This is a genomic window from Flavihumibacter sp. ZG627 (assembly GCF_000814325.1).
Classification (GTDB): Bacteria; Bacteroidota; Bacteroidia; order Chitinophagales; family Chitinophagaceae; genus Flavihumibacter.
The window spans coordinates 390,543-414,266 of record NZ_JPHF01000003.1 but is presented as its reverse complement, the minus strand read 5'-3'; the positions used below and the strand labels follow the sequence as shown (position 1 = coordinate 414,266).

The following is a 23,724-nucleotide window of genomic DNA, read 5'->3' as shown; positions in this document are numbered from 1 at the left end:
ATAATAAACAAAGGTAGGGAGAACCCCGGGTTCACGACGCAGCTGATTGGCCAATTATCTTTACATTTAATCGATCATTAATAGCATGATAAATAAGAAATTACCCACTATTAAAGAAATTGCCGAGCAACTGAACATTTCTGTTTCAACAGTTTCGAGGGCATTGCATGATCACCCCAGCATAGGTTTGCGTACACGCACAAGGGTTCAGCAGCTGGCCGCAGAACTAGGATATGAACCTAATCAGACGGCTATTTTCTTTAAACAGCGTAAAACATTTACCATTGGTGTTGTACTCCCCTTCCTGATTGAAGATTTCTTTGCCGGTGCTATTAGTGGTATCGAGGAGGTTGCCAACAGTCAAAAATATAATGTGCTTATTGGTCAGAGTCATGATGATGTGGAAAGAGAGAAGACAATAATCACGGCCATGAAAAACCAGCGGGTTGATGGTATCATCGTTTCACTTTCAAAACACACCCGCAATCTCGACCATTTCACTGCTCTCGAAAAGTACCAGATCCCGGTAGTATTTTTCGACAGGGTACCTGCTTCAAACCAATATAATAAAGTTGCCTTTGATATGCCACAAGGCACACACCAGGCAATTACCTACCTGATGGAAAAAGGCCATCGCCGCATCGGTATTATCAATGGTCCTGTTGAAATGAAATCCTCCAAAGAACGCACTGACACCTATATGGAGGTGATGCAGAAAAAAAGGCTGAAGATAGACCTGAGCCTGGTGGCATACTGTGATCTTACCAAGGAAGGAACCGCTGAAGCCATGGAATCCCTGTTAAGCCTCAAACAGCCCCCCACAGCCATTCTGGCTATCAATGACTATGTTGCACTGGATGCCATCCAGTATTGCAAAAAGAAGAAGATCCGGAATAACAAGGATATCTTTTTCGTAAGTTATGCTAACCTGCCAATTACGAACTACCTCGAGAATCCACCCATGGCTTCAATTGAGCAATACCCTAAAAAACAAGGCGCCAAAGCGGCTGAACTTTTATTGAATCAACTCAATAATACCGGTGATGAGCCCCTTCCCCCTGAAAATATTCAGATCCAGGGGGAGTTGGTGGTGCATAAGCGATAACTCAGGCTGTTTGCAACTCTTCCCAATATTCCGCTGCTCTCCTTGTATGCGGAATAACAATAGTTCCTCCTACTATATTAGCAACAGCGAAGATCTCATAAAGCTGTTCTGTGGTGATACCTAACTCATGACATTTGCCAACATGATATTTTATACAATCATCACAACGTAACACCATACTAGCCACCAGTCCAAGCATCTCCTTTGTTTTCTTATCAAGGGCGCCCTCATCATAAGTGTTTGTATCAAGGTTCCAAAGCCTTTTCATCACAAGGTTATTCTTGCTGAGGATCACCTCGTTCATCTTCTCGCGATATTCGTTGAATTCTTTTACCAGCTGACTCATGTTTCAATTTTTAACCCTGCAAATCTAAGGAACTGCAAGCTGCTGTTTCGTATATTAGACAAAAGCGCGAATATGAAATTCACCATCCTGCTATCATTTCTTTTCAGCTTAAGCTTTGCGTCGGCACAGAGCAGAAAGCCTGACAGTTCTGCTGTTCTGCTCACTGATATGCTTCGGATAAGCCAGCCCGCTAATATTCAGTTGTCACCTGATGGTAAACAAGCCTATTTCACGCTAACCAATATCGAATCGGAAGCTGATAAGAAATGGGAATATCAATATCGAACACAAGTATGGATGGTAAATACAGATGGCAGTGCTGCCCCCCGTCAGCTTACCGCGTCAAAAGAATCATCTTCCCAAATGGCAGTTAGTCCGGATGGGAAAAGGATCGTGTTTACCCGCCAGGTGGATGGAAAATCTCAACTATTCCTTTTACAAATGGATGGTGGAGAAGCTATTCAGCTTACCCATAACAGATATGGAGCATCCTCACCTGTTTGGAGCCCTGATAGTAAACAGATCGCATTTGTTTCATCGGCTAGCTTAACGGAACTGGCCACTGATTCTCTTTTCAATCCGGGTAAACAATCACCGGAATGGTCAATCGAAAAGCCGGGATTTAGCAATAATGATTTTCTGGTAGCGGGCAATAAAACTGCTGACCCTGATGGATCCTTCGAAGAGGTAAGAGCCTGGCTCAAAAAGAATGAACAGGACAAGAAAGCCAAGGTCATAAACCGCTTGCAATTTCAGGGCGAATCATCTACCAGCGGCGAAATGAACCGGTCGCATGTTTTTATTATTTCCGCCAGTGAAAATGCCCGTGAACAACAGCTCACCAAAGGTTTTAATTCATTTAATAATCCACAATTCCTGACAAATGTGAAGCTAATTGTGGAAGGTGGAATTGGTGGAAGCGCCCATCCCGACCGTTCCTTAGCCACAGCCATTTACCGGGTGAATTCAGATGGCAGTGGGTTCTCACCTCTTCTTGCAAAAAATGATTACCGTTTTACCGGTGCCCGGGTTTCCGCTACAGGTAAGTGGATCGCTCTTCAACATGGTGGTGTTGGCTATGTTACTATCCCGACGCTTGCCATCCTGCCTGCCGATGGGAGTGAAAAAGACCTCATAAATATTTCTGTTGACCGTAATGCCGGTGGCCTCGCCTGGAAAGGAGATGAATTGTTATTTGCTAATATTCCGGGCAACGGTGGCGTGCGCATATTGAGATACGACCTAAAAACCCGAACTCAACAATTCCTGGGAAGTAATGAGGAAGGCATAGGCTCATTTGATGTGGCAGGTAACCGGTTGGTTTATGTGAAGACCATGGTAAAAAATCCCTTTGATATTTATGTTGCTGACCAGGATGGCAAAAATGAGAAGAGGATAAGTAATTTCAACAGCAACTGGGTTAACAGGAAATCTATTTCAGAGCCGGTTAAACAAAGTTTTGTAAATGACAAAGGACTCACAGTTGAATACTGGATCATGAAACCGGCCAATTATATTGCAGGCAAAAAATATCCTCTCCTGCTACAGATCCATGGTGGGCCGGCTGCTATGTGGGGACCCGGCGAAAGTTCCATGTGGCATGAATTCCAGTACTGGAGTAGTAAGGGATATGGTGTTGTATACAGCAATCCCCGCGGATCAGGTGGTTATGGCCTTGACTTCCTGGTTGCCAATAAAAACGATTGGGGCAAAGGTCCAATGAGTGATGTACTTACGGCGCTCGACAAAACAGTTAGTGAAGGGTGGGCTGATACCAGTAACTTATATATTACTGGAGGATCCTATGCCGGATACCTGGTAGCATATATTATAGCCCACGACAAGAGGTTCAGGGCAGCCTGCAGCCAGCGCGGGGTTTATGACCTGGAAACTTTTTTTGGGGAAGGCAATGCATGGCGGCTGGTACCCAACTATTTTGACGGGTATCCCTGGGAGCCGAAGACAAGGGAAGTTCTTGAGCGCGAATCACCCATCAACTATGTGGGGAACATCACTACACCTTATATCATTTTCCATGGAGAGAATGACCTTCGTACCGGCGTTATTCAAAGCGAACAAATCTATAAAAGCCTTAAAGTTTTGGGGCGACCAGTGGAATATGTGCGGCATCCGGGTGCTACGCATGAGATCACCCGAAGCGGAAATAACCGGCAACGAATGGACCAACTATTGAGGACCTGGGAGTTTTTCGAAAGGTTTAGATAAAAATTACTTCTGCTGAAGGTGGGCCTCGCCGGTTGCGTAAAAATTTAGGATATTGCCGACTATGTTGAAGCGTACAGATATGAAAAGACGACAAATTCGGGCCACTGTTCTAATTACAATGTTGGTTCTCTCAGCAATATTGGGCCAGGCGCAAAAATATGATTCGGCATTGGCCCAACTCGACGCAAATTACCCTCAGGAAAAGCTATACCTGCATTTTGATAAATCAGCCTACAATCCCGGTGAAACCATCTGGTTCAAGGCCTATGTACAGGTAGGAAATAATGCTTCCCCCTTTAGCCGCAACCTCTATTCTGAATTACTGAATGAAAAGGGAGAGCTATTACAAAGGCATATTACGCCAATCATTAAGGCCGGGGCAGCATCTTCCTTTGAAATTCCGGCAAGTATCACCGACTCCATTGTATACGTTCGTGCTTATACCCGATGGATGCTGAATTTCGACTCTGCTTTCCTCTATACAAAAACAATTCCCGTTCTCTCAGTGAGGAATTCTTCCATTGCAGTAGCAAAAAAAACTGTTGCTGTTACAAAGCTCAACTTTTTCCCTGAAGGGGGCGATCTGGTGGCGGGCGTACAATCAAGAGTAGCGTTCAAAGCAACGGATGGAAATGGTATCCCTGTAACCATTGCCGGAGATATTACAGATTCAAAGGGAAAAAAGCATGCAAGCTTTACTACCCAGCATGATGGGATGGGCAAGTTCAGTATCACTCCTGATTTAGGGGAAACCTATACGGCATCCTTCAAAGACCCCACTGGAAAACTCCAGCAGGTAAAACTACCTGCGATACAGAAAACCGGGTTGGTACTTGAAATAAACAATGTTGATGGCGGACTTCAATTCACAGTGAGGCGAAATGCGGCTGCCACTGAAGTGCCTTCCGTGGTACTGGTTGCGCAGTCGCAACAGCAATTGCTTTACCAGGCCAAGGTAAATCTTACCCGCTCTGCAGAGGTGAAAGCAGTAATCCCCGGCGAGATACTTCCCACGGGCATAACACAGGTTACTGTTTTTAGTGAGGAAGGAAAACCACTGGCAGAAAGGATCGCTTTTGTGAATCACCAGGATTACTATTTCATCACCGACCTCAATATTCCATTAAAAGGAACAGATAAAAGGGCAAGGAATGTGATTCAGATCGATGTTCCGGATACTGTTGAATGCAATCTGAGCATATCAGTTACCGATGCAACTATCAATCCACCACATGAAAGTGACCAGGATATTTACTCTCACCTTCTGCTTGCCAGTGATATCAGGGGATATGTTCATAATCCGGGGTACTATTTTTCGAGTGAATCAGAATCGGTGTCACGAAACCTTGATCTTGTAATGATGACAAATGGCTGGAGGAGATTTAAATGGGAAGATATTCTTGCAGATAAATGGCCTGTCATTAAACATCCGGTAGAGGATTACCTTACTATTAATGGGGCGGTAATGGGGCTCTCGAAATCCGAATTAACCCAAAAGGAACTCACTGGAATTTTTACCCTTAAAAATGGCAGCCAGCAGGTGATGGTGATTCCGGTGAGCACCGAAGGTAAATTCAGTATTCCTGGTTTGATCTTTTATGATACAGCGAAAATGTACTACCAGTTCAATAATGACCAGAACAAAATTTTAAGCTCAAAGGCACTTATTAATATAAAAGGTGATTTTTTGCAGGTAGCACCTTCGTTCAAAGCAGCAGCAGCCTGGACCCCCAGTTGGGGAAGGCAGGACAGCAGCTTCTACCGCCTGAACCGCGACATGGCCCGCAAAAATATAATGCAGGAAGAAGAACGCCGCAAAGTGCAGACCCTGGCAGGGGTAACGGTTGTGGCCAGAACAAAATCGAAGAAGGAAAAGATGGATGAAGAATATGCAAGTGGATTTTTCAAAGGCCAGGATGGTTATACTTTTATCATGGAAGATGATCCCACAGCAAATTCGGCAATGTCTGTATTCCAATATCTGCAAGGAAAAGTAGCTGGATTACAGATCACCGGGGCCGGGCAAAATACCCAGCTAAGCTGGAGAGGAGGTTCGCCATCTTTATTCCTTAATGAAATGCAATCGCAGATGGATGTGCTTCAAAATACCTCGATGAGTGATGTTGCTATGATCAAAGTGTTCCGGCCACCATTTTTTGGGGGCACAGGCGGTGGTGGTGGCGCCATTGCGGTGTATACAAAAAAGGGCGCGGCGGCAAATGATAATGTTAAAGGATTGGATTTTACAAATGTGCCGGGCTACTTGCCGGAAAAACAATTCTATTCGCCCGATTACTCAAAGGTAGAACCGGAACATAGCAATGAGGATAATCGTCCTACCCTGTACTGGAATCCAAATGTTTTCACAGACAGGAATAACCGAAGAATTTTTTATGACGTTTACAACAATGATATCAGCAAGAGGTTGCGCATAGTTGTAGAAGGTGTGAATGCACAGGGGAAGCTTACAAGAATTGAGAAAATCATTGAATAAAAAAACAGGCCATTCCAAAAAAGGAATGGCCTGCTAAATTTTTGGGAGATGACCCTCAGGTCATCTTCGATCTTACCAACGGCTTCCGCTGTTGCTGAAAGAACGACGTTGACCGCCACCACCACCGTTACCAGTGTTGCTGCGCTCTTCGCGGGGCTTAGCAACTGATACGCGGATAGCGCGACCTTCAACCATACCACCATCCAGTTCAGCGATTGCTTTCTGGGCAGCTTCGTCATCAGACATTTCAACAAAACCGAAACCACGGCTCTTGTTGGTGAATTTGTCCATGATTACACGGGCAGAGGTTACTTCGCCATACTCAGCGAAAAACTCTCTAAGATCTTCGTCTTCAACATTGAAGCTCAGATTTGAAACGTAAATGTTCATACTAAAATAAAAAAATAAATAAAAAATGAGCGAAACGATTCGGGCGGGAAAATTACCAGATAGCAGAAAATGCGTAGCAGAATAACTCGATCCAAAGCCGGGATCCTTAACTCAATAACGACGCAAATGTACAGCTTTAATGTTGCGCCACAAATTTATTCCTGTTAATCAACTATTAAGTGTAAGTGCTACCTATGCTTTTTCTGTAACATAATGGTACTATGCAAACTTCTGTAGGCCAGCGCAGCGCTTATTAATACCAACAGGGCGGCCATGGCGAAGGGTGCTCCCGGAAAACGAAAGGACGTCCCCGGCCTGGTGAAATAGGAAAAGAGATTATTCATCAGTGGGGGTCCTACTATTGAGGTTGCACTCATCAGTGCGGTAAGCGCACCCTGTAACTCTCCTTGTTCATTGGCGGGCACGCTTGAAGAAATGATCCCCTGCATAGCTGGACCAAAAATACCTCCCAGGCAATAGACCACTGTAAAAACAAACATCATCCAGCTACTCCCGGCAAAAGCAAATAGCAGAAATCCAACACTATAAAATAAGAGACCAATATAGACACTTCGTTCATTACCCAGCCGGGGTATTGCAATTCTGATCAGACCGCCCTGTACAATGGCGATCATCAATCCGATCAACCCTAATGAATAACCGATTATCTTTTCGGTCCACCCAAACTTTTCAATGGTATAAAAGGTCCAGGTGCTCTGTACCGCATGAACAGCAATATAAATTAGCGTGAGCGAAGCCACCAGTCCGGAGATTGCCGGATATTTTTTTAACTGCCTGAAAGATCCTACCGGGTTAGCTCTTTTCCATTGAAAGGGCCGGCGCTTTTCAACGGGTAATGATTCAGGCAGTACAAAATAACCATAGATCACATTAAGCAGACTTAATGCAGCGGCGGCCAGAAAGGGAAGTCTTGCGCCATGCTCACCCAGTAAGCCTCCGATCACCGGGCCTATGATGAAGCCCATCCCAAAAGCCGCACCTATCATTCCGAAATTCTGTGCCCTGTTTTCCGAAGTACTAATATCTGCAACATAGGCAGAGGCCGTGGTAATGCTGGCACCAAAAATACCGGCAATGATACGCCCCAGAAATAGCCAGCCAATGGTTGGTGCAAATGCCACGAAAATATAATCGATTCCAAAACCCAATAAGGAAAGAAGGAGAACAGGTCTCCGTCCATATCTGTCACTCAGATTCCCCAGTACCGGGGCAAATACAAATTGCATGATGGCATAGGCAAAGCCCAGCCATCCGCCATACCTGGAGGCCTCACTCATATCACCCTTAATCAGGTTGGTGATCAGTTGAGGTACCACCGGTATAATGATACCAAGGCCTATCACATCGATAAGAATCGTTACAAAAATAAATCCCAGCGCCGCTTTCCTGTTACTTGCCATAAATCTTGTTAACCCCGCATATAATCATTCATATCCGGAGGCCCGCAAAAATATGCAATCGATTGACCCGCCTTCTTATCAATTTATGAACACCCGATTGCCTATTTTGGGAAAAGAATAAAACCAACACTGATGTCCAACACCAAATCAGCCTCTGCCAGCTATGCCATCGTAATCATAGGGATTCTGTTTTTCTCATTTGGCTTCATAACCTGGTTGAATGGTACGCTTATACCTTTTCTGAAGCTCGCATGCCAGCTGGAAAATGATATACAGGCCTTCTTTGTAACCTTCGCCTTTTATATGGCTTATTTTTTCCTGGCGCTCCCATCGGCAGCGATTTTAAAAATTTCGGGTTACAAAAAAGGTATGGCATTAGGGCTGGCGGTTATGGCAATTGGCTCCCTTATTTTTATCCCGGCAGCAAATAGCAGGAGCTTCCCCCTCTTTCTAACTGGCCTCTTTATCCAGGGTGCAGGACTAGCCTTATTGCAAACAGCGTCTAATCCTTATATCAGTATTATTGGACCCATTGAAAGTGCAGCCAGGAGAATCAGTATTATGGGGATCTGCAATAAGGTTGCCGGGGCATTGAGCCCTATCATACTGGGCGCCATTGTACTGAAGAATGCTCAGGCCATCGAAAACAAAGTTCTTACCGAAACAGATCCCATCCTGAAAGAGCAACTGCTCCAGGAGTTGGCTTCACGTATAATCACACCCTATATCATTATAGCCATTTGCCTGGTAGCCCTTTCCTTACTCATCTACTTCTCCCGTCTTCCGGAGATCGGAAAGGAAGCGACTGAACAAAATAGTTCTTCTACAGCACGAGCATCTGTGTTTTCCTATCCACACCTATTATTAGGAGTAGCCTGCCTCTTCCTTTATGTTGGCGTGGAGGTACTTGCTGGAGATGCCATTGGCACCTATGGGAAGTCCATGGGCATGAGCCTCGACCAGACCAAATATTTTACCACATTCACACTGCTTGCTATGTTGCTCGGATATATCATCGGCATTTTCACCATACCCCGTTATCTCAGCCAGCAGAAAGCGCTGCAGGCTTCAGCTTTATTGGGACTTATCATATGTGGCGGGATCTATTTTTCAGACGGCTACCTTTCAATTACACTGATCGCTTTACTTGGATTGGCCAATGCCCTGATGTGGCCAGCCATTTTTCCGCTTGCCATTGATGGCCTTGGTAAACATACACAGGTGGGATCTGCCCTGCTTATCATGGGTATTGCCGGGGGAGCGCTGCTCCCGTTATTGTATGGCTTCCTGAAGGATAGCCTCAAACTTCCCAATAACCTCTCCTTTTTTATGGTTTCCTTTCCCGCCTATGTATATATACTTTATTATGCCCTCGCTGGACACAAAGCCGGAAGGGGTTCGCTTGCTACCATTCCACGATCCTGAATAGAAAAGGGGAATAGGTAACGTAAATGCGCCACCTTAAATGGACGCGGCTTCTTACCTTTGCGGCCAATCCAACCAACTGCAATGGACCAACAATATGATTTCGGAATGGTGGGCCTTGGTGTAATGGGCCGCAATCTCCTGCTGAATGTTGCCGATCATGGCTTCAAAGCCATCGGCTTTGATAAAGACCCCGTTAAGACAGCTGATTTTGAAAAGGCCGCCACGGCCGGCACCATCGTGAAAGGTGTTAATACGCTGGAAGAGATGGTTAACCAACTGGCCACTCCCCGCCGGATTATGATACTTGTTCCTGCAGGAAAGCCTGTAGACGATGTTATCGAAAGTCTTCTTCCATTGGTTGATAAGGGGGATATAATAATTGATGGTGGAAACACTTATTATACGGATACACTTCGGCGTTACCAATACTTAGCCCCGAAAGGAATTCATTTTATCGGCATTGGGGTTTCCGGCGGTGAAGAGGGCGCGAGGTTTGGTCCTTCCATGATGCCGGGTGGGGATATTACAGCCTGGGAACATCTTAAGCCTATCCTACAATCCATTGCTGCAAAAGTGAATGGCGAACCCTGCGTGGATTATATGGGAAATGGTGCAGCCGGGCATTTTGTTAAGATGGTGCATAACGGAATCGAGTATGCGATCATGCAACTAATTTGCGAGATCTATGATATACTCCGCCGCGGGGCGGGTAAGAACAATGAAGAGTTACACCAGTTGTTCAGCAGCTGGAATGAAGCGGAGCTCAAGTCGTACCTTATAGAGATCACCGCTGATATTTTCTCCATGAAAGACCCGGAGACCGGTAACCATCTTGTTGATATGATTCTTGACAAGGCCGGATCTAAAGGAACCGGTAAGTGGACTTCACAGATTGCGATGAACATGGGTGTTGCCATCCCTACAATTGATATGGCTGTGACTATGCGAAATCTTTCAGCCCTTAAGTCGCAAAGAGTGGAAGCTGATAAGATACATGGCGACAAACAAGCTGGAATAACTTCCGACCCTTCTGAAATGCTTAATGCCGGCACTCTTGAAAATGATTGCAGGGGGGCACTATATACAGCCATCATTATGAGTTATGTTCAGGGAATGGCCATGTTACATACTGCTTCAACAGAACTGGAAATGCAAATTCCGCTTCACAATGCAGTTAAGGTTTGGCGGGGAGGATGCATCATACGCTCCACTTTACTGGAAACATTTTATGAAGCTTATCTCCGCAACCCGCAAATACCCAATTTGCTCCTTGATGAAACACTTGCAAAGCTTGTAACGGATAATATCCATGCACTAAGAAGGGTAGTATCACAAGCTGCACTGAATGGTTTTCCTGCTGGTGCACTTATGAATGCATTGACCTATTATGATGCCTATACAACAGGAAGATTACCGCTCAACCTGCTTCAGGCCCAGCGTGATTATTTTGGTGCACATACCTATGAAAGAACTGATAAGGAAGGCAAGTATCATACGCAATGGACCTGATCAGAAACCAAAAACGAAAACCAGAAATTAAATTATGTCTGCTGCTCATAAACGCCCGTCTGCTTCACTGATCTTCATTTTTGGAGGCAGCGGCGATCTTAACCACCGCAAGCTTTCCCCCGCGCTCTACAATCTTTTTATTGATGAGTGGATGCCTGAAAAATTTGACATCGTCGGAATTGGTCGCAGGCCCTATGACAACAGTTCCTACAGGAAACATCTCTTTAACGGGATACAACAATTCAGCAGGCGCAAGGACGACCAGGGCGGCAAATGGCAGGTATTTTCTGAATATGTTTCTTACCTGCAGATGGATGCGGAAGTGGAGGAAGATTATGAGAAGATTGCCGCAATTGTTAAAGAGAAAGAGGCTGCATACGGGGAGCATCCAAATGTGATTTTTTATCTGGCAGTAGCACCGCAGCTGGTACCTGGAATCGTAAGCAAGCTAGGGCCGCTCAATATATGTGCCGATACAAAGTGCACGCGTGTGGTGGTTGAAAAACCCTTCGGCCATGATATTGCTAGTGCGCTTGAGCTCAACCGGCTATTGGCAGGTATGTTCGATGAAAAACAGATCTACAGGATAGACCATTACCTTGGAAAAGAAACAGTTCAGAATATCCTTGCGCTCCGTTTTGCCAATGCCTTATTCGAACCCATATGGAACCGTAATTATATTGATCATATCCAGATCACGGCAGCTGAAACGGTTGGTGTTGAAGGAAGAGGAGATTTTTATGAGAGTTCAGGAGCCTTGCGTGATATGGTGCAGAATCATATCCTGCAACTATTGTGCATGGTTACCATGGAGGCACCTGTGAATTTCAATGCTGATGAGATTAGAAATAAGAAAGTGGATGTATTGCATGCGATGCGGAAAATAAGTCGGGAGGATGTACACCACTATGCAGTACGCGGTCAGTATTCGGGGGGGTGGATGAAAGGTGAACAGGTTTTAGGTTATCGTCAGGAGAAGAATGTTGCACCTGATTCAGCAGTGGATACATTCGCAGCTGTTAAATTTTATATCGATAACTGGCGTTGGCAGGATGTTCCCTTTTATGTTCGCACGGGCAAAAGGATGCAGGATAAAGAGACGATTATAACGGTACAATTCAAGGCGGCACCCAGTTATGCCTTCCCGCCTGAATCGGCCGAAACATGGCGTTCCAACCGGCTCACCATCAGTATAGCACCTGATATGGATATACGCCTTCGTTTCCAGGCCAAGCGTCCGGGGCAGGACCTTACGCTAAGCCCTGTAGATATGATCTTCAGCTATAATGATGCTTATGAAGAGCATGAGCCGGAAGCCTATGAAACACTTTTGTTAGACGTAATGGAAGGAAATGCCACGCTCTTCATGCGCGAGGACCAGGTTGAAGCTGCCTGGAAAGTGATCATGCCCATATTGGAAGCATGGCAACAAAGACCGCCGGTTGATTTTCCGAACTATGCCCCCGGGTCATGGGGACCGGAAGATGCCGAAGCGCTTATTGCGCGCGATGGACGGAATTGGGTGACATTGCCTCCGCCGCATCAGGAAAGCAGGTAACGCACTAAAAAAACAGAGGTAAATAACCAAAAGACAAGCCATGATTTCCCCAGCCCTGCATATACTCCCGGATGCCGAATCAGTAGCTCAGCATGCAGCACAGTTTATCACCGAACGGATCGAGCAAACATTGCGGAGCCGCGACCGGTTTACTATGGCGCTATCAGGAGGCAGTACACCAAAACGATTGCATGAAATATTGAGTACTGAGCCCTACCGTTCCCGGATCGATTGGAGCAAGATCCATATTTTCTGGGGTGATGAGCGCTACCTTCCTTTTGAAGATGAAAGGAACAATGCCCGAATGGCCTATGATACGCTTCTGAATAAAGTGAACATTCCTGCAGAACAGATCCATATAATGCGGACCGACCTGCCTGATCCCCGTGAATCATCCAGGCAGTATGAGGCGGTATTACATCAGTATTTTGACGGGAAAGAACAAAGCTTCGACTTATTGTTGCTGGGGATGGGGGATGATGGACACACTCTTTCACTTTTTCCTGGCACAGAGGTGGTGCATGAAACCGAAAAATGGTGTACCTCCTTTTTTCTCAATCAACAGGATATGTTCCGTATTACACTCACCAAAACCATCGCCAACAAATCAGCCTGCATATTATTTTTGACAACAGGCGCCAATAAGGCCATGGCATTGAAAGAGGTATTACAGGGCGATACTAATATAAACCTCTATCCATCACAAGTGATCCAACCGGAATACGGCGTAACACATTGGATGGTTGACAAGGCCGCTGCAAGCCAGCTGCAGGACTAAACTATGCTTTGTTCTACGGAATCGTACACGATTACCTTTTCCCAGAGCATACTACAATCTTCAATAAATTTCAGGTGAACAGGGTCGGTTTGGTAACTGGCCTGGTCTTCATTATTGTCGAATACCAGAAGCCAGGAAACAGCATAAGAACGATCAATAACTTCACGGTTGGTAGGTGCCGGAACGCCAATATGCGACATCGCTATTGTTTTAACCGATGAAAGTTTTTTCAATCCTTCCAGCAACTTCTTTTTATCATCGGCGCTGTCCGGATTTTTTAACCAGAAATAAACGTGGTGGATGAATTTGTGGCGAAGCTTGTTCTCCCACGATGCAGCAGAGAATGCTCCTATTCCACCCATTACAGTAGCCTTACCAGTTTCGGAAATAAATTCCCGCCTTGTTTGGGTTTCCATGTTGTTGCTTGCTTTTAGGGAAATTAAGCTACGAAAAATCAGTGGAAAACTCGAAGTGAGTCATTATTAATACCTACCAGGATGGAAATTTTTCCTGCCTGATTATGAATTTTCCTTATATGTTTAATATTACCATCCAGAATAAACCCCGATTTCACGGGGCTTATAGCCATAAGTTTGCCTTTCCCCAGGCCCTTCAGTAATAAACCATAAGAAGCATCGAAGCGTCCGGCACTCACTTCAGCCTGGTACTCATTACCGCCAATTAGCAAGTCGATATTTCCATCTTCATCAATATCCAGGCACTCAATAGTATTAATAGGTGCTATCTGTGCTTCAACGGGCAACTCATGACTTAAAAATTTCCCATTGCCGAGATTCTCTATCCACACACTCATTGCTGTTTCACTTATTAATTCAATCATTCCCTCCTTGTCAAGAGCCTCCAGAATTTCTTTCATATTTGCCCTGGCAAAGTCCTCATTCAGTAAATACTTCTTTTTAATGAAAAGCATTTCTTCAGCCAACTGGGTTCTGTCAATTCCAGGGTAGAGATCATATTGTCCTTTATCATTTTTTATATAGTAGGCAGGAATGAGATCAATTGAACCATTATGGTCAAAATCATTAGCATACAATTTCATAGGACGTTCCTTATTGAAGCGCCATTTATTATTCGAGCCAAGATTTCCTGCAACAAGGTCAATGTCGCCATCATTATCAAGGTCAACTGCCTTTAATGACCGCCACATACCATGCATAGTTGACAGACCTGTTATATCTTCTTTGACCTCGCTGAATTTTTCGTTTCTGTTCATAAAGAAGCGAACAGGCATCCAGTCACCGCAGATTATCAGATCTTCTCTTCCGTCCTTGTCGAGATCTGCCCATTGTGCTGCTGTTATTAGTCCTGGCTTAACCAGATCTTTACTAAGCGCTTCTGTTACATCCACAAATTTTCCCTTATCATTCCGAAGCAGGTATGAACGCGCAGGTGTTGGATATTGATCAGGTATCACCCTCCCTCCTATGAAAAGATCAATGTCGCCATCCAGATCAAAATCTGAAGCCTCAGCTACCTGGGAGAGGCTGGAAATATCTGGCGGGATTGCATTCTCCGAAAAACTGAAATCACCTTTTCCATTATTCAGGTAAAGCTTTGGAACATTTAATGAAGAGCTATGTCCATATTCAGAGCTCCCGGAAAGGAGCAGGAGATCAATGTCTTTATCGCCATCAGCATCAAAGAATATTGCAGCGGCATCCTCTCCGATCTTCTCTCCGGTTCCCAAATCTTTGCCTATATATTTTCCATCGCTACCCTGAATAAAGATACGTCCCCACTGATAAGCTCCCCCACCCGCGAATATATCATCAAGCCCATCACCATTTACATCGCCTACGGCAAGTGCTGGTCCAAGCTGAGAGAATTTCTGGGGGATTAATTTCTGTCGGCCAAAATCAAAAAAGGAATTTTCCTGGTGACGGAATGCAATAGCATATTTGTCTTCCTCAAAAATAGTTTGTGCAGGCATGCCCTGCTGCTCAACAAAATCCCGTGCATCCTTAATATTCAAGACAATGGTCTGATTAACCTTTAATTCTTTTAAAACCTGTTGTTTTTGATTAGGCCATACAATCTTAAGTGAATCAATCAGCTTTACAGAATTCACTCCGAAATGTAGTCGTTGGTCAACAGATGAAAGATATCCCCTTACCGGACTCTGTTCAAGCAGTTGAATATTTGATCCCGTATAGCAATAAACTTTGGCACCCAAGCCTGTTGTGTTGAGTTCATTTCCTTTCAACTTCAGAGTAATAAAATTTGATAATGAATCTGAAATAGAGTGCCTCGCCTCATTACGCCAAATAAATGCATGCTGATTCATATTGTTCACCACAAGATCAAGATCTCCATCATTGTCCAGATCAGCATATGCAGCACCATGGGAAATGGATGGACTGGCCATACCTGCAGTTTGTGTAATATCCCTGAAGCCAAGATTGCCTGTATTCCTGAATAGGTAATTATTAATTTTGACAGCACCATAGGAATCAAGTTCTTTTAATAACCTGGTAGTATCGTTATTCGGGCTTGCATCTTCTCCCGTCATTACCTGCTGACGACCGTGTCGGAAAAATAGAAAATCATTATTGGTCAGATCCTTTGAGAGCCCGTTGGTAATATGCACGTCTTTCAACCCATCGTTATCAAGATCAGCAAGCAATACGCTCCAACTCCAATCGGTTTCTGCAAGTCCGGTACTATTCCCTATCTCACTAAAAAACGGTTCTGGTATACTATCAGGCTTCCTGTTTCCATGATGGAGCTGTACCATATTCCTTGCAAATTGTGGCTGAAAACCTCCCATCTTCTGCTCCATTTCATATCGTTCTGGATTAGCACCAGCAAACATGGTCTTCTTGCGATAATTGGTTTCGGGCTGCATATCCAGCACTACCACTTCTGGAAGAAGATCGTTATTCAGATCAGCAATATCCACCCCCATGCTATTATAGCTTTGGTGACGCATTGAGCGGGATATTGTATTTGTAAAACCTCCTTTCTGATTGTTTAGCCAGAGGAGGTCATTGCTTATGAAATCATTGCCCACGTAAACATCCTGCCAGCCATCTCCATTCAGATCACTTATTGTCAATCCTAATCCATAAGCAACATCTTTCACCCCCGCTTCTTCCGATGCATCCTGGTATAAAGGATGGCTGCCACCAGGGGTTGTACCGATGTTCCGGTAAAACTTATCCGTTGCCATCCTGTTTCCTTTGGTATCCTGAATGAAATTATTGGGTTCATCATGAAACACATTGTGATTCATCAGGTACATATCAAGATCACCATCCTGGTCCTGGTCAAAAAAAGCTGCCTGTGTAGAATAACCAGGGTCATCCAGGCCGTAAGCCTTAGCCTCTTCGGAAAAGCGAAGAGAACCTTTATTTATATAAAGAAGATTCCTTCTGCTTTCGGCATTACTTGCATTGGTAACACACAGATAAATATCCTGCAGCCCATCATTGTTAATATCAACCACACTAACACCGGTACACCACTTCGAAGTTGTGAGCCCTGCTTTCTCCGTTACATCCTCAAACTCCATTCCTCCTTTATTGATATATAATTTCGAAGGCACCTGTGCACCAGCAAAAAATATATCTTCCAGTCCGTCATTATTGAAATCACCTATACCAACGCCAGAACCAATATAGATGTATTGGTTAATAATGAAATTTGTAGAATCATTCTCAACCAGCTTGTTATTGAAATTGATATTCGATTCAGATGACTTAACCTGTGAGAAATATATTCCATCTTTTGGTGCGCGTTCGCGCTGATCACATCCTCCCATGATGATACTTAGGCACAGTGAACCAAGTATCGAAAAAAAAATTAGCCTTCTATTAATTTGATGTACTTGCCTGTTCATTTTTGTTTTTCTCAGTTGCGATTTTTTTTATCACCCATTCCCCTACTCTTGCACCTTGGATATTCCCCTGCTCAATTGCGTCCATATAATGAATGCCACCATAAAACCTCGAAACACCAGCTTCCTCTGCAGCCTCTTTAAAAGAGCGAAAACTTCGGGCAGGTAGTCCATAAGGAATTTCCACGCTGTCTGTATAGGAAAAATTATCACCAAAGAAATTTGTTAGAATGACTGCAGAGGCCGTGGATATGGTGCTATGTCCACTAAGGTATTCTGGAAAAGGTGGTGTCTGAAGCAGCGGTTCCCAGGAGGGATCCAGATGTTTCCGGATCACTGTTTCTGGTCTTATCCGGTTGCTTCTGTATTTTTCATCCCAACAAGCCATAAAAGCATCCATCAGACCAATAGAAACGGTGGAAAGTACCTGAAGGGTTTCACTATAATCCATGGCTGCTTTCCGGCAGGCAATTCCACTAATGCCTAACCAATGCGCGCCGGGTGAAATTTTCTTAAACGCATACTGAAGATGCCCCTTATCATTCACCATGAACGGGTTACAGTCCCAGAAAGCAGCAATTGCCTGGTGTTCCTGATCAGCTTTTTTACTTTCAGTATATACAGCATTCATCAGGTTATAAAATTCGGAACCTGGTTTGGAATCATAATCTGCGGGTGGTACTGGTTTGAATTGTGATGCCGAATCGAGCGTAAAGGGTCTGACAGTATTAAAATTCGGTTCAACCGCTGCGATAAAAGCGGGCGGGGTAGGATACCAACTACCCTCCTTTTTTTGAGGAGTATATCTCGACAGGTTACTGATTTTATTATAACGGTCAGCCTTAGCATAGGCTAAAATTTGTTTGCTGATAACATTTGCATAGCCTGAGGAGTTAAGAATTATTTCTTCATCCCAACCTTCCGAACGACAAGAATCCAGGAACTTAAATTTATAGATTTCAATCTCCTTTCCGGATGGCTGCAACCGTTGCGCTGTTTCCATGATAGCAAGAATGGATGCAAGCTGGTGATTGATAGGCTTAAGTGAATCAGGATGTTCCATTGCCGGATAGTCATTTAGCCTACCCTGCATTTTTACCAATCGTTTATCATATTCTGACATTACCTCGTAACCGGATAGCAGGCTATAACTGAAAAATCTTGCAGCAAGGGGTGGATTGGTAATATCGCGCACCATAACATCTGTCATCTTACTGATCACCCTGCTGATTTCCTCTCCTTTTAATTCAGGTTGTTTTTTGCCGGAAGAACAGGATAATAGCAACAATATAAAAAATGAAAGGACTTTACTGTTTCTCAACATTTCTATTCAATTTATATGCCTTCATTTCTGATTGATTTATTCCAAAAAGAAAGCTGTCATTTACTTTCACAACTGATCTGACATCACCCCATAATTTAAGATTGGACTCGTGCTGGGGAATATATTTAAAGGCCGCGCCTTCTCCTTTCAGGAGTATTCCATAATTGGCGTCCATTTTACCAAACCGAAGCCTTGCTTTATTGATATTTCCACAGAGTAGTATATCCATGATGCCATCATTATTATAATCAAGTGTGTTAATTGTATTCACAGGTGAAAACTGTACCTGTACTGGAAGTTCTGTCAGATTTAAGGTACCCTTTTCATTACTTAAGAAACAGGTGGTAGCAAGATGATTGGCAGTTAGTTTCTTTACATCCTTCATTTCTTCCTTCGTGAATATATCGTTCATACCTGCATCGGCATAACTTTTATAATCAGGAAACCTTGTCCGCATCATGCTTATCTGATCGAGTAATTCATCCCTTGTAACATAGGGATAGCTTTTATGCTGAATGTAAAAATTCAATATTGGATCAATCGAACCATTATTATCGAAATCCTTATAATATAGCTCAGCAGGTTCATCATCTGAAACGCGGCATTGCATATTTAGTCCCGCATTACCTGCAACAATATCAGGTTTATTGTCATTATTCAGATCAGTTACCAACAATGTGTTCCACCAACCTTTAAATTCCTTACCCAGAATTTCTTTGGTCCTGTTCTCCAGTTTATTGTTGTTATTGATATAGATAGTCAGGGGCATCCATTCACCAGCCAATACAAGATCATTCTTACCATCTGCATTTATATCTGACCAAACAGCATCTGTAACCATGCCAATATTCTTCAATTCAGGGGCTATGGTGCTGGTCTGATCTGTGAATACACCTTTACCATCATTGATCAAAAGATAGCTGGAAGGAGTTTCAGGATAATTACCCGGAATATTTCGGCCCCCCAGAAAAATATCAGGCGATCCGTCTCCATTAAAGTCGGCTATCGCAGCACAGCTTTTTGATACAAGCATTTCAGGCAATACATTGGTCGCTTTCTTAAAGTTTCCTTTCCCGTCATTCAGATAGATCCTGTCCTGGAGTGCTGCATCTTTGGGTGAATAATTATGATAACCCCCGCTTACAACATAGAGATCTGCAAATCCATCCATATTCAGGTCTGCAATTACCGCATCAGCATCCTCACTATTCTTATCAACATCAAAAGCCGCCTGTTTGCTTGCACTGAATTCTCCCTTCCTGTTTTGCAGGTACAAGATTCCTGAATATCCGTTTCCGCCTCCTGCAAAAATATCTTCGAGCCCATCGCCGTTTACATCACCCACCGCCATAGATGGACCTGAATGAGATAATGGATTGGTCAATAAAGGCTGTCTTTTGAAATCATTTATATCGTTTGAGTGATGGGTGTAATTGAGGGGCGACTTAATCTCAGCAAATACTGGCTTAAGTGAAACCGGCTTGTCAATTTCCTGCACGGCATTTTTCTCTTCGAGCACAATTGTTTGACGGGATTTTACATTTGTCAGCTTTTGGGTTTTACCACCCAGCCAGATAATTTTTATTGAATCTACTGAACTGCTTTCAGCTAATCCAAAATGAAGCAGGGCACTATTGGTGGACTGGTAGCCACGGGCCGGCATTTGTTCCAGGTATTGCTTTATTCCCTTGTTATAAAGTACAACCTTTGCTCCAATACCATCCGTATTTCCAGGCTTCCCTTTTAGGCGGACAGAAAGATAATGTGAGCTGCTATCACTTGCTCCATTCCTGTAAATAGAAGCAGGAGTATTTACATTGTTAACAACAATATCAAGGTCACCGTCATTATCAAGGTCTGCATACGCTGCGCCATTACTGTTTGTTGCCTGGCTAAATCCCCAGTCTTTACCCATGTTCGAAAATCCAAGATTACCATTATTACGGAATGCATAATTGACAATATTTGAAGATGGCATTTGCTGCAATATCTTCAACACATCTTCCTTACTTAATCTTCCCTTTGCTGCAACATAATCATTCATGAACTTTAGAAAATCCATATTGGTATAATCCCTGAGATAGCCATTTGTAATAAACAGATCTTTCCAGCCATCATTATCAAAATCAGCAACCAGGGGTGCCCAGCTCCAGTCTGTGTTTGAAATACCAGCCAGCTGACCAATTTCACTGAAAGTACCATTCCCATTATTCAGTTGCAGAACATTGCGCATATACTGGTAGTGGAAACCCGAACGAACGATAAGGTCAAATTTCTCATAATTATCAGGTGACAATAAGAGTTTCTGCCGGCGATTATCCTCGGGTAACATATCCAATACCAGAATATCGGGAAAGCCATCATTATTTATATCGGCCACATTGTTACCCATGGAGGATTGCGAAGTATGTCCAAGCATGGAGAACTTTTTATCAGTAAAAGTTCCATTGCGGTTATTGATGTAAAGGAAATCCGGGACATTATAGTCATTCGCGATATATATATCCTGCCAACCATCTCCATCGATGTCAGCTATTGCGGCACCCAGACCGTAGGTCAATACCGAGCTGCTGATGCCAGCCTGCCGCGTTATATCAGTGAATTTGTTTTTTTCATTGCGGAACAACCTTACTCCAATGGAAGGATCTTCTTTTGCAAGGAGAGCTGCTGTACTTGACTCATCCAGCACAGGCATATTGTTTGGATTATGGTTAAGAGATAAGAGGTCAAGGTCACCATCTCTATCATGATCGAAGAAAAAAACCTGTGTTGTATAGGCTGTATCTGCCAACCCATATTGAAGCGCCTCTTCACTAAATTGCGGAATCCCTTTTGCATCATTGCCATTATTTATGAAAAGCTGGTTGGCCCTGTTGTCGGCCCTCACCTTTCCTGAATAACTAATGTGAATATCGGGTTTCCCGTCACCATTAACATCCGCAATTGTAACACCCGTTCTCCAGGGTGCCTGCCTTGTAACTACACCTGAAGGAAGAGTAATATCGTCAAATTGCATATTACCCCGATTAAGGTATAGTTTACCCGGTGTCATATTCCCATTGAAAAAAATGTCCTCCAGGCCATCGCTATTCAGATCACCCACAGCAACACCGCCACCATTATAAAAATACTCATAGAGTAATACATTTGTATTGCCAGCTTCGGTAAGGTTGTTACTGAACATGATGCCCGTGCTATCAGGCGACAGTAATGTAAACAGAGGATTACCTACCTTCTCATTGCCCTCCGGAGAATTATCGTTGGAACAGGAATTGAGAAAAAGGAGAACAATGCTTAATGGCAGAAGGTGTTTCAAAATGCAAAGGTTGTGACTTACAAAAAGTTTATGCCAGTATAAATATACTGGCATAAACTTTTTGATATGAACAGAAATCTTAAAAAATACTAGTCATTATACCCAGGGTTCTGAATAAGTTTATCATTCTTATTCATTTCGTCGCGGTGAATTGGGGTAAAATACATTTTATCGGCCCAGCTCCGGTTTTCATGGTTTATGTCTTCAACAGGTGTGTAGGAATAATCATAAATAGATTCATCATGTTTATAAGTACCGGTAAGTGATTTGCCTGGTTTGAATTTACCAACCACATTAATGAAATGTATTTTCCGGCCGAGTGTTGTGGGAGCTATCATCCACCTGCGAGCGTCATGATAACGTTGCTCCTCAAATAACATCTCGATCCTGCGCTCATTGCGGTAGCGATCCATCAGGGCAGTACCTGATTCAGTAACCGCTGGCATGCCAGCCCTGAATCGAATCTTATTCATCCAGTTACGGGCTTCTTCTTCTTCACCGAGTTCAAGGCATGCTTCCACATAATTAAAAACAGCTTCTGTATAACGGAAGAAAGGCCATGGGATAAATTGCTTGGTATTGTTTTCAACAATAGCCGGATCCGGATCAATGAACTTTCTCATATAATAGCCGGTACGGGTACCATTCCAGTCTTCGATTGAACTTCTCCTTGTATCAAGGCCCTGGAAAGTAATTGTTGCGCCACCAACTATGAGGTCATATTGCCCTGTCTGAATTTGGTTAGCGGGATCAACATCACCAGAGATAAGGTTACGTGGTTTCCAGTCTGAACCGTCAAACATGATACTTGCATAAAAACGAGGATCCCTGTTCTTGTAAGGGGCTGCTTTATGAGCAGGCGAACTCCAGGAAAATTTAGTGCCATCCATCATTTCATACTCATCAACCAGTTCGCCGATGGGTGTATTACCAGCCCAGTTATGGTAGCCGTTAGGTCCGTTGAACAAGCCTGCATAAGGCCCACCCCATTCGTCTTTATCAGGAACATTATAACGTGCAAACAGAAGTTCAGATGCTGCAGTACCATCAACCCCGGGGGCAGCACTTCCTCCGCCCATTGAAATGGATATATAGTTCATCCTTCCCTCCTCTGCTGAAACTGGGGCATCAAGATTGAACTTATAACCACTTGCTGCATCGATCACAGCCCTCGCAGCTACTTTGGCAGCCTGCCAGCGTGAAGCCTGGTCACCGCTTGTATAGCCAATTAATTCCTTGTTTGCAAAACCTGAAATGACGGAAGATTTTGCTGATGCAGTAGGTATATCATGAAGGTCACTCGCAGCATACAATAACACCCTTGATTTAAGTGCCATTGCAGCCACTGCAGTAGCACGACCTTTCTGCATACTCAAACCTGTAAGTTTACCAATTGCCAGTTCGCACTCACTAACTATGAAATCTATGGTTTCAGCATATGAGCTTCGGGCAATTGTATAATCTTCATCCAGCCCATACACTTGTGTAACCAGTGGAACGCCACCATAATACCTAGCCAACTGGTGGTAATAATAAGCACGCAAAAAATGGATCTCTCCCTGTAGTCGCTCATTGAGCGCTTCGTCGATGGTAGATGTTTCCAGGTTCTGAAGAGCAACGTTACAGGCCCTAATACGGGTATACATCGAGCTCCAGGCATATGTGCCGCTCAGTCGACCTGTATTACTCGCACTTGCGCTTCCTTCAGTAACGGTATTGATACCACGGCCGGTATGAGTGAATACTGCTTCATCAGTATAGGAGGCGAGCATTTCTTCTTCAAATCCTCCAGCCCCAAGTCCATTATAAATTTCATTTACAAAAGCAGTGGCCAATGGACCGTCATTCCAAACAGCAGATGAAGATACTTCGCCCAGCGGCTGGGTGTCAAGGAAATCCTTATTACAAGAGCTTATTGCTATCAACGAGGCAATTAAGCATGCATTAGTGATTTTATTTATGATTCTCATAGT

General features: G+C 43.8%; 15 protein-coding genes. 7 read left to right on the top strand and 8 right to left on the bottom strand.

Annotated features, from left to right (window positions below):
- The first annotated feature begins 85 nt into the window (after window positions 1–85).
- Window positions 86–1,105 (top strand): LacI family DNA-binding transcriptional regulator, encoded by a 1,020-nt coding sequence (locus tag HY58_RS08780; protein WP_039130609.1) that lies wholly within the window; start codon window positions 86–88, stop codon window positions 1,103–1,105.
- A gap of 1 nt (window position 1,106) precedes the next feature.
- On the opposite strand, the gene HY58_RS08775 is transcribed toward HY58_RS08780, so the two are convergent.
- A complete protein-coding gene (locus tag HY58_RS08775; RefSeq protein ID WP_039130607.1) occupies window positions 1,107–1,451 on the bottom strand; it encodes a carboxymuconolactone decarboxylase family protein in 345 nt (114 codons plus the stop codon).
- Between the two features lie 72 nt (window positions 1,452–1,523).
- Here HY58_RS08775 and HY58_RS08770 point away from each other — a divergent pair, with 72 nt between their 5' ends.
- Together HY58_RS08770 and HY58_RS08765 are read left to right on the top strand one after the other, a co-directional pair.
- Window positions 1,524–3,677 carry a S9 family peptidase gene (locus tag HY58_RS08770; protein ID WP_039130605.1) on the top strand — a complete coding sequence of 718 codons (2,154 nt, stop codon included), beginning with the start codon at window positions 1,524–1,526 and terminating at the stop codon, window positions 3,675–3,677.
- Window positions 3,678–3,756: 79 nt separating this feature from the next.
- Window positions 3,757–6,171: a hypothetical protein gene (locus HY58_RS08765; RefSeq protein ID WP_172644626.1), complete on the top strand. Its 2,415-nt coding sequence runs from the start codon at window positions 3,757–3,759 to the stop codon at window positions 6,169–6,171.
- 72 nt (window positions 6,172–6,243) lie between these two features.
- On the opposite strand, the gene HY58_RS08760 is transcribed toward HY58_RS08765, so the two are convergent.
- Together HY58_RS08760 and HY58_RS08755 are read right to left on the bottom strand one after the other, a co-directional pair.
- Window positions 6,244–6,561 (bottom strand): RNA-binding protein, encoded by a 318-nt coding sequence (locus HY58_RS08760; RefSeq protein ID WP_039130600.1) that lies wholly within the window; start codon window positions 6,559–6,561, stop codon window positions 6,244–6,246.
- Window positions 6,562–6,749: 188 nt separating this feature from the next.
- Window positions 6,750–7,982 (bottom strand): TCR/Tet family MFS transporter, encoded by a 1,233-nt coding sequence (locus HY58_RS08755; protein ID WP_039130597.1) that lies wholly within the window; start codon window positions 7,980–7,982, stop codon window positions 6,750–6,752.
- A gap of 132 nt (window positions 7,983–8,114) precedes the next feature.
- Between HY58_RS08755 and HY58_RS08750 the strand changes: the two genes are divergently transcribed.
- The 4 genes from HY58_RS08750 (at window position 8,115) to pgl (ending at window position 13,255) form a co-directional block, all read left to right on the top strand.
- The gene (locus HY58_RS08750) at window positions 8,115–9,407 is read left to right on the top strand and encodes a sugar MFS transporter (RefSeq protein ID WP_039130595.1); all 1,293 of its coding nucleotides are present in this window, start codon (window positions 8,115–8,117) and stop codon (window positions 9,405–9,407) included.
- 84 nt (window positions 9,408–9,491) lie between these two features.
- A complete protein-coding gene (gndA, locus tag HY58_RS08745; RefSeq protein ID WP_039130593.1) occupies window positions 9,492–10,919 on the top strand; it encodes an NADP-dependent phosphogluconate dehydrogenase in 1,428 nt (475 codons plus the stop codon).
- A 34-nt stretch (window positions 10,920–10,953) separates the two neighbouring features.
- Window positions 10,954–12,477 carry a glucose-6-phosphate dehydrogenase gene (zwf, locus tag HY58_RS08740; protein WP_082022105.1) on the top strand — a complete coding sequence of 508 codons (1,524 nt, stop codon included), beginning with the start codon at window positions 10,954–10,956 and terminating at the stop codon, window positions 12,475–12,477.
- A 40-nt stretch (window positions 12,478–12,517) separates the two neighbouring features.
- The gene (gene pgl, locus HY58_RS08735) at window positions 12,518–13,255 is read left to right on the top strand and encodes a 6-phosphogluconolactonase (protein ID WP_039130588.1); all 738 of its coding nucleotides are present in this window, start codon (window positions 12,518–12,520) and stop codon (window positions 13,253–13,255) included.
- On the opposite strand, the gene HY58_RS08730 is transcribed toward pgl, so the two are convergent.
- From HY58_RS08730 to HY58_RS08710, 5 genes are all read right to left on the bottom strand, one after another.
- Window positions 13,252–13,671 (bottom strand): Dabb family protein, encoded by a 420-nt coding sequence (locus HY58_RS08730; RefSeq protein WP_039130586.1) that lies wholly within the window; start codon window positions 13,669–13,671, stop codon window positions 13,252–13,254. The genes pgl and HY58_RS08730 overlap by 4 nt on opposite strands.
- A 38-nt stretch (window positions 13,672–13,709) precedes the next feature.
- Window positions 13,710–17,036: a VCBS repeat-containing protein gene (locus HY58_RS08725; RefSeq protein WP_052323971.1), complete on the bottom strand. Its 3,327-nt coding sequence runs from the start codon at window positions 17,034–17,036 to the stop codon at window positions 13,710–13,712.
- 52 nt (window positions 17,037–17,088) lie between these two features.
- Window positions 17,089–18,435 (bottom strand): vanadium-dependent haloperoxidase, encoded by a 1,347-nt coding sequence (locus HY58_RS08720; protein WP_052323970.1) that lies wholly within the window; start codon window positions 18,433–18,435, stop codon window positions 17,089–17,091.
- Window positions 18,419–21,751, bottom strand: coding sequence for a VCBS repeat-containing protein (locus tag HY58_RS08715; protein WP_039131128.1), 3,333 nt, complete (start codon window positions 21,749–21,751; stop codon window positions 18,419–18,421). Before HY58_RS08715 ends, HY58_RS08720 begins: the two co-directional genes overlap by 17 nt.
- Window positions 21,752–21,840: 89 nt before the next feature.
- Window positions 21,841–23,721, bottom strand: a complete 1,881-nt coding sequence (locus HY58_RS08710) for a RagB/SusD family nutrient uptake outer membrane protein (protein ID WP_039130582.1) — start codon at window positions 23,719–23,721, stop codon at window positions 21,841–21,843.
- Between the last annotated feature and the right edge of the window lie 3 nt (window positions 23,722–23,724).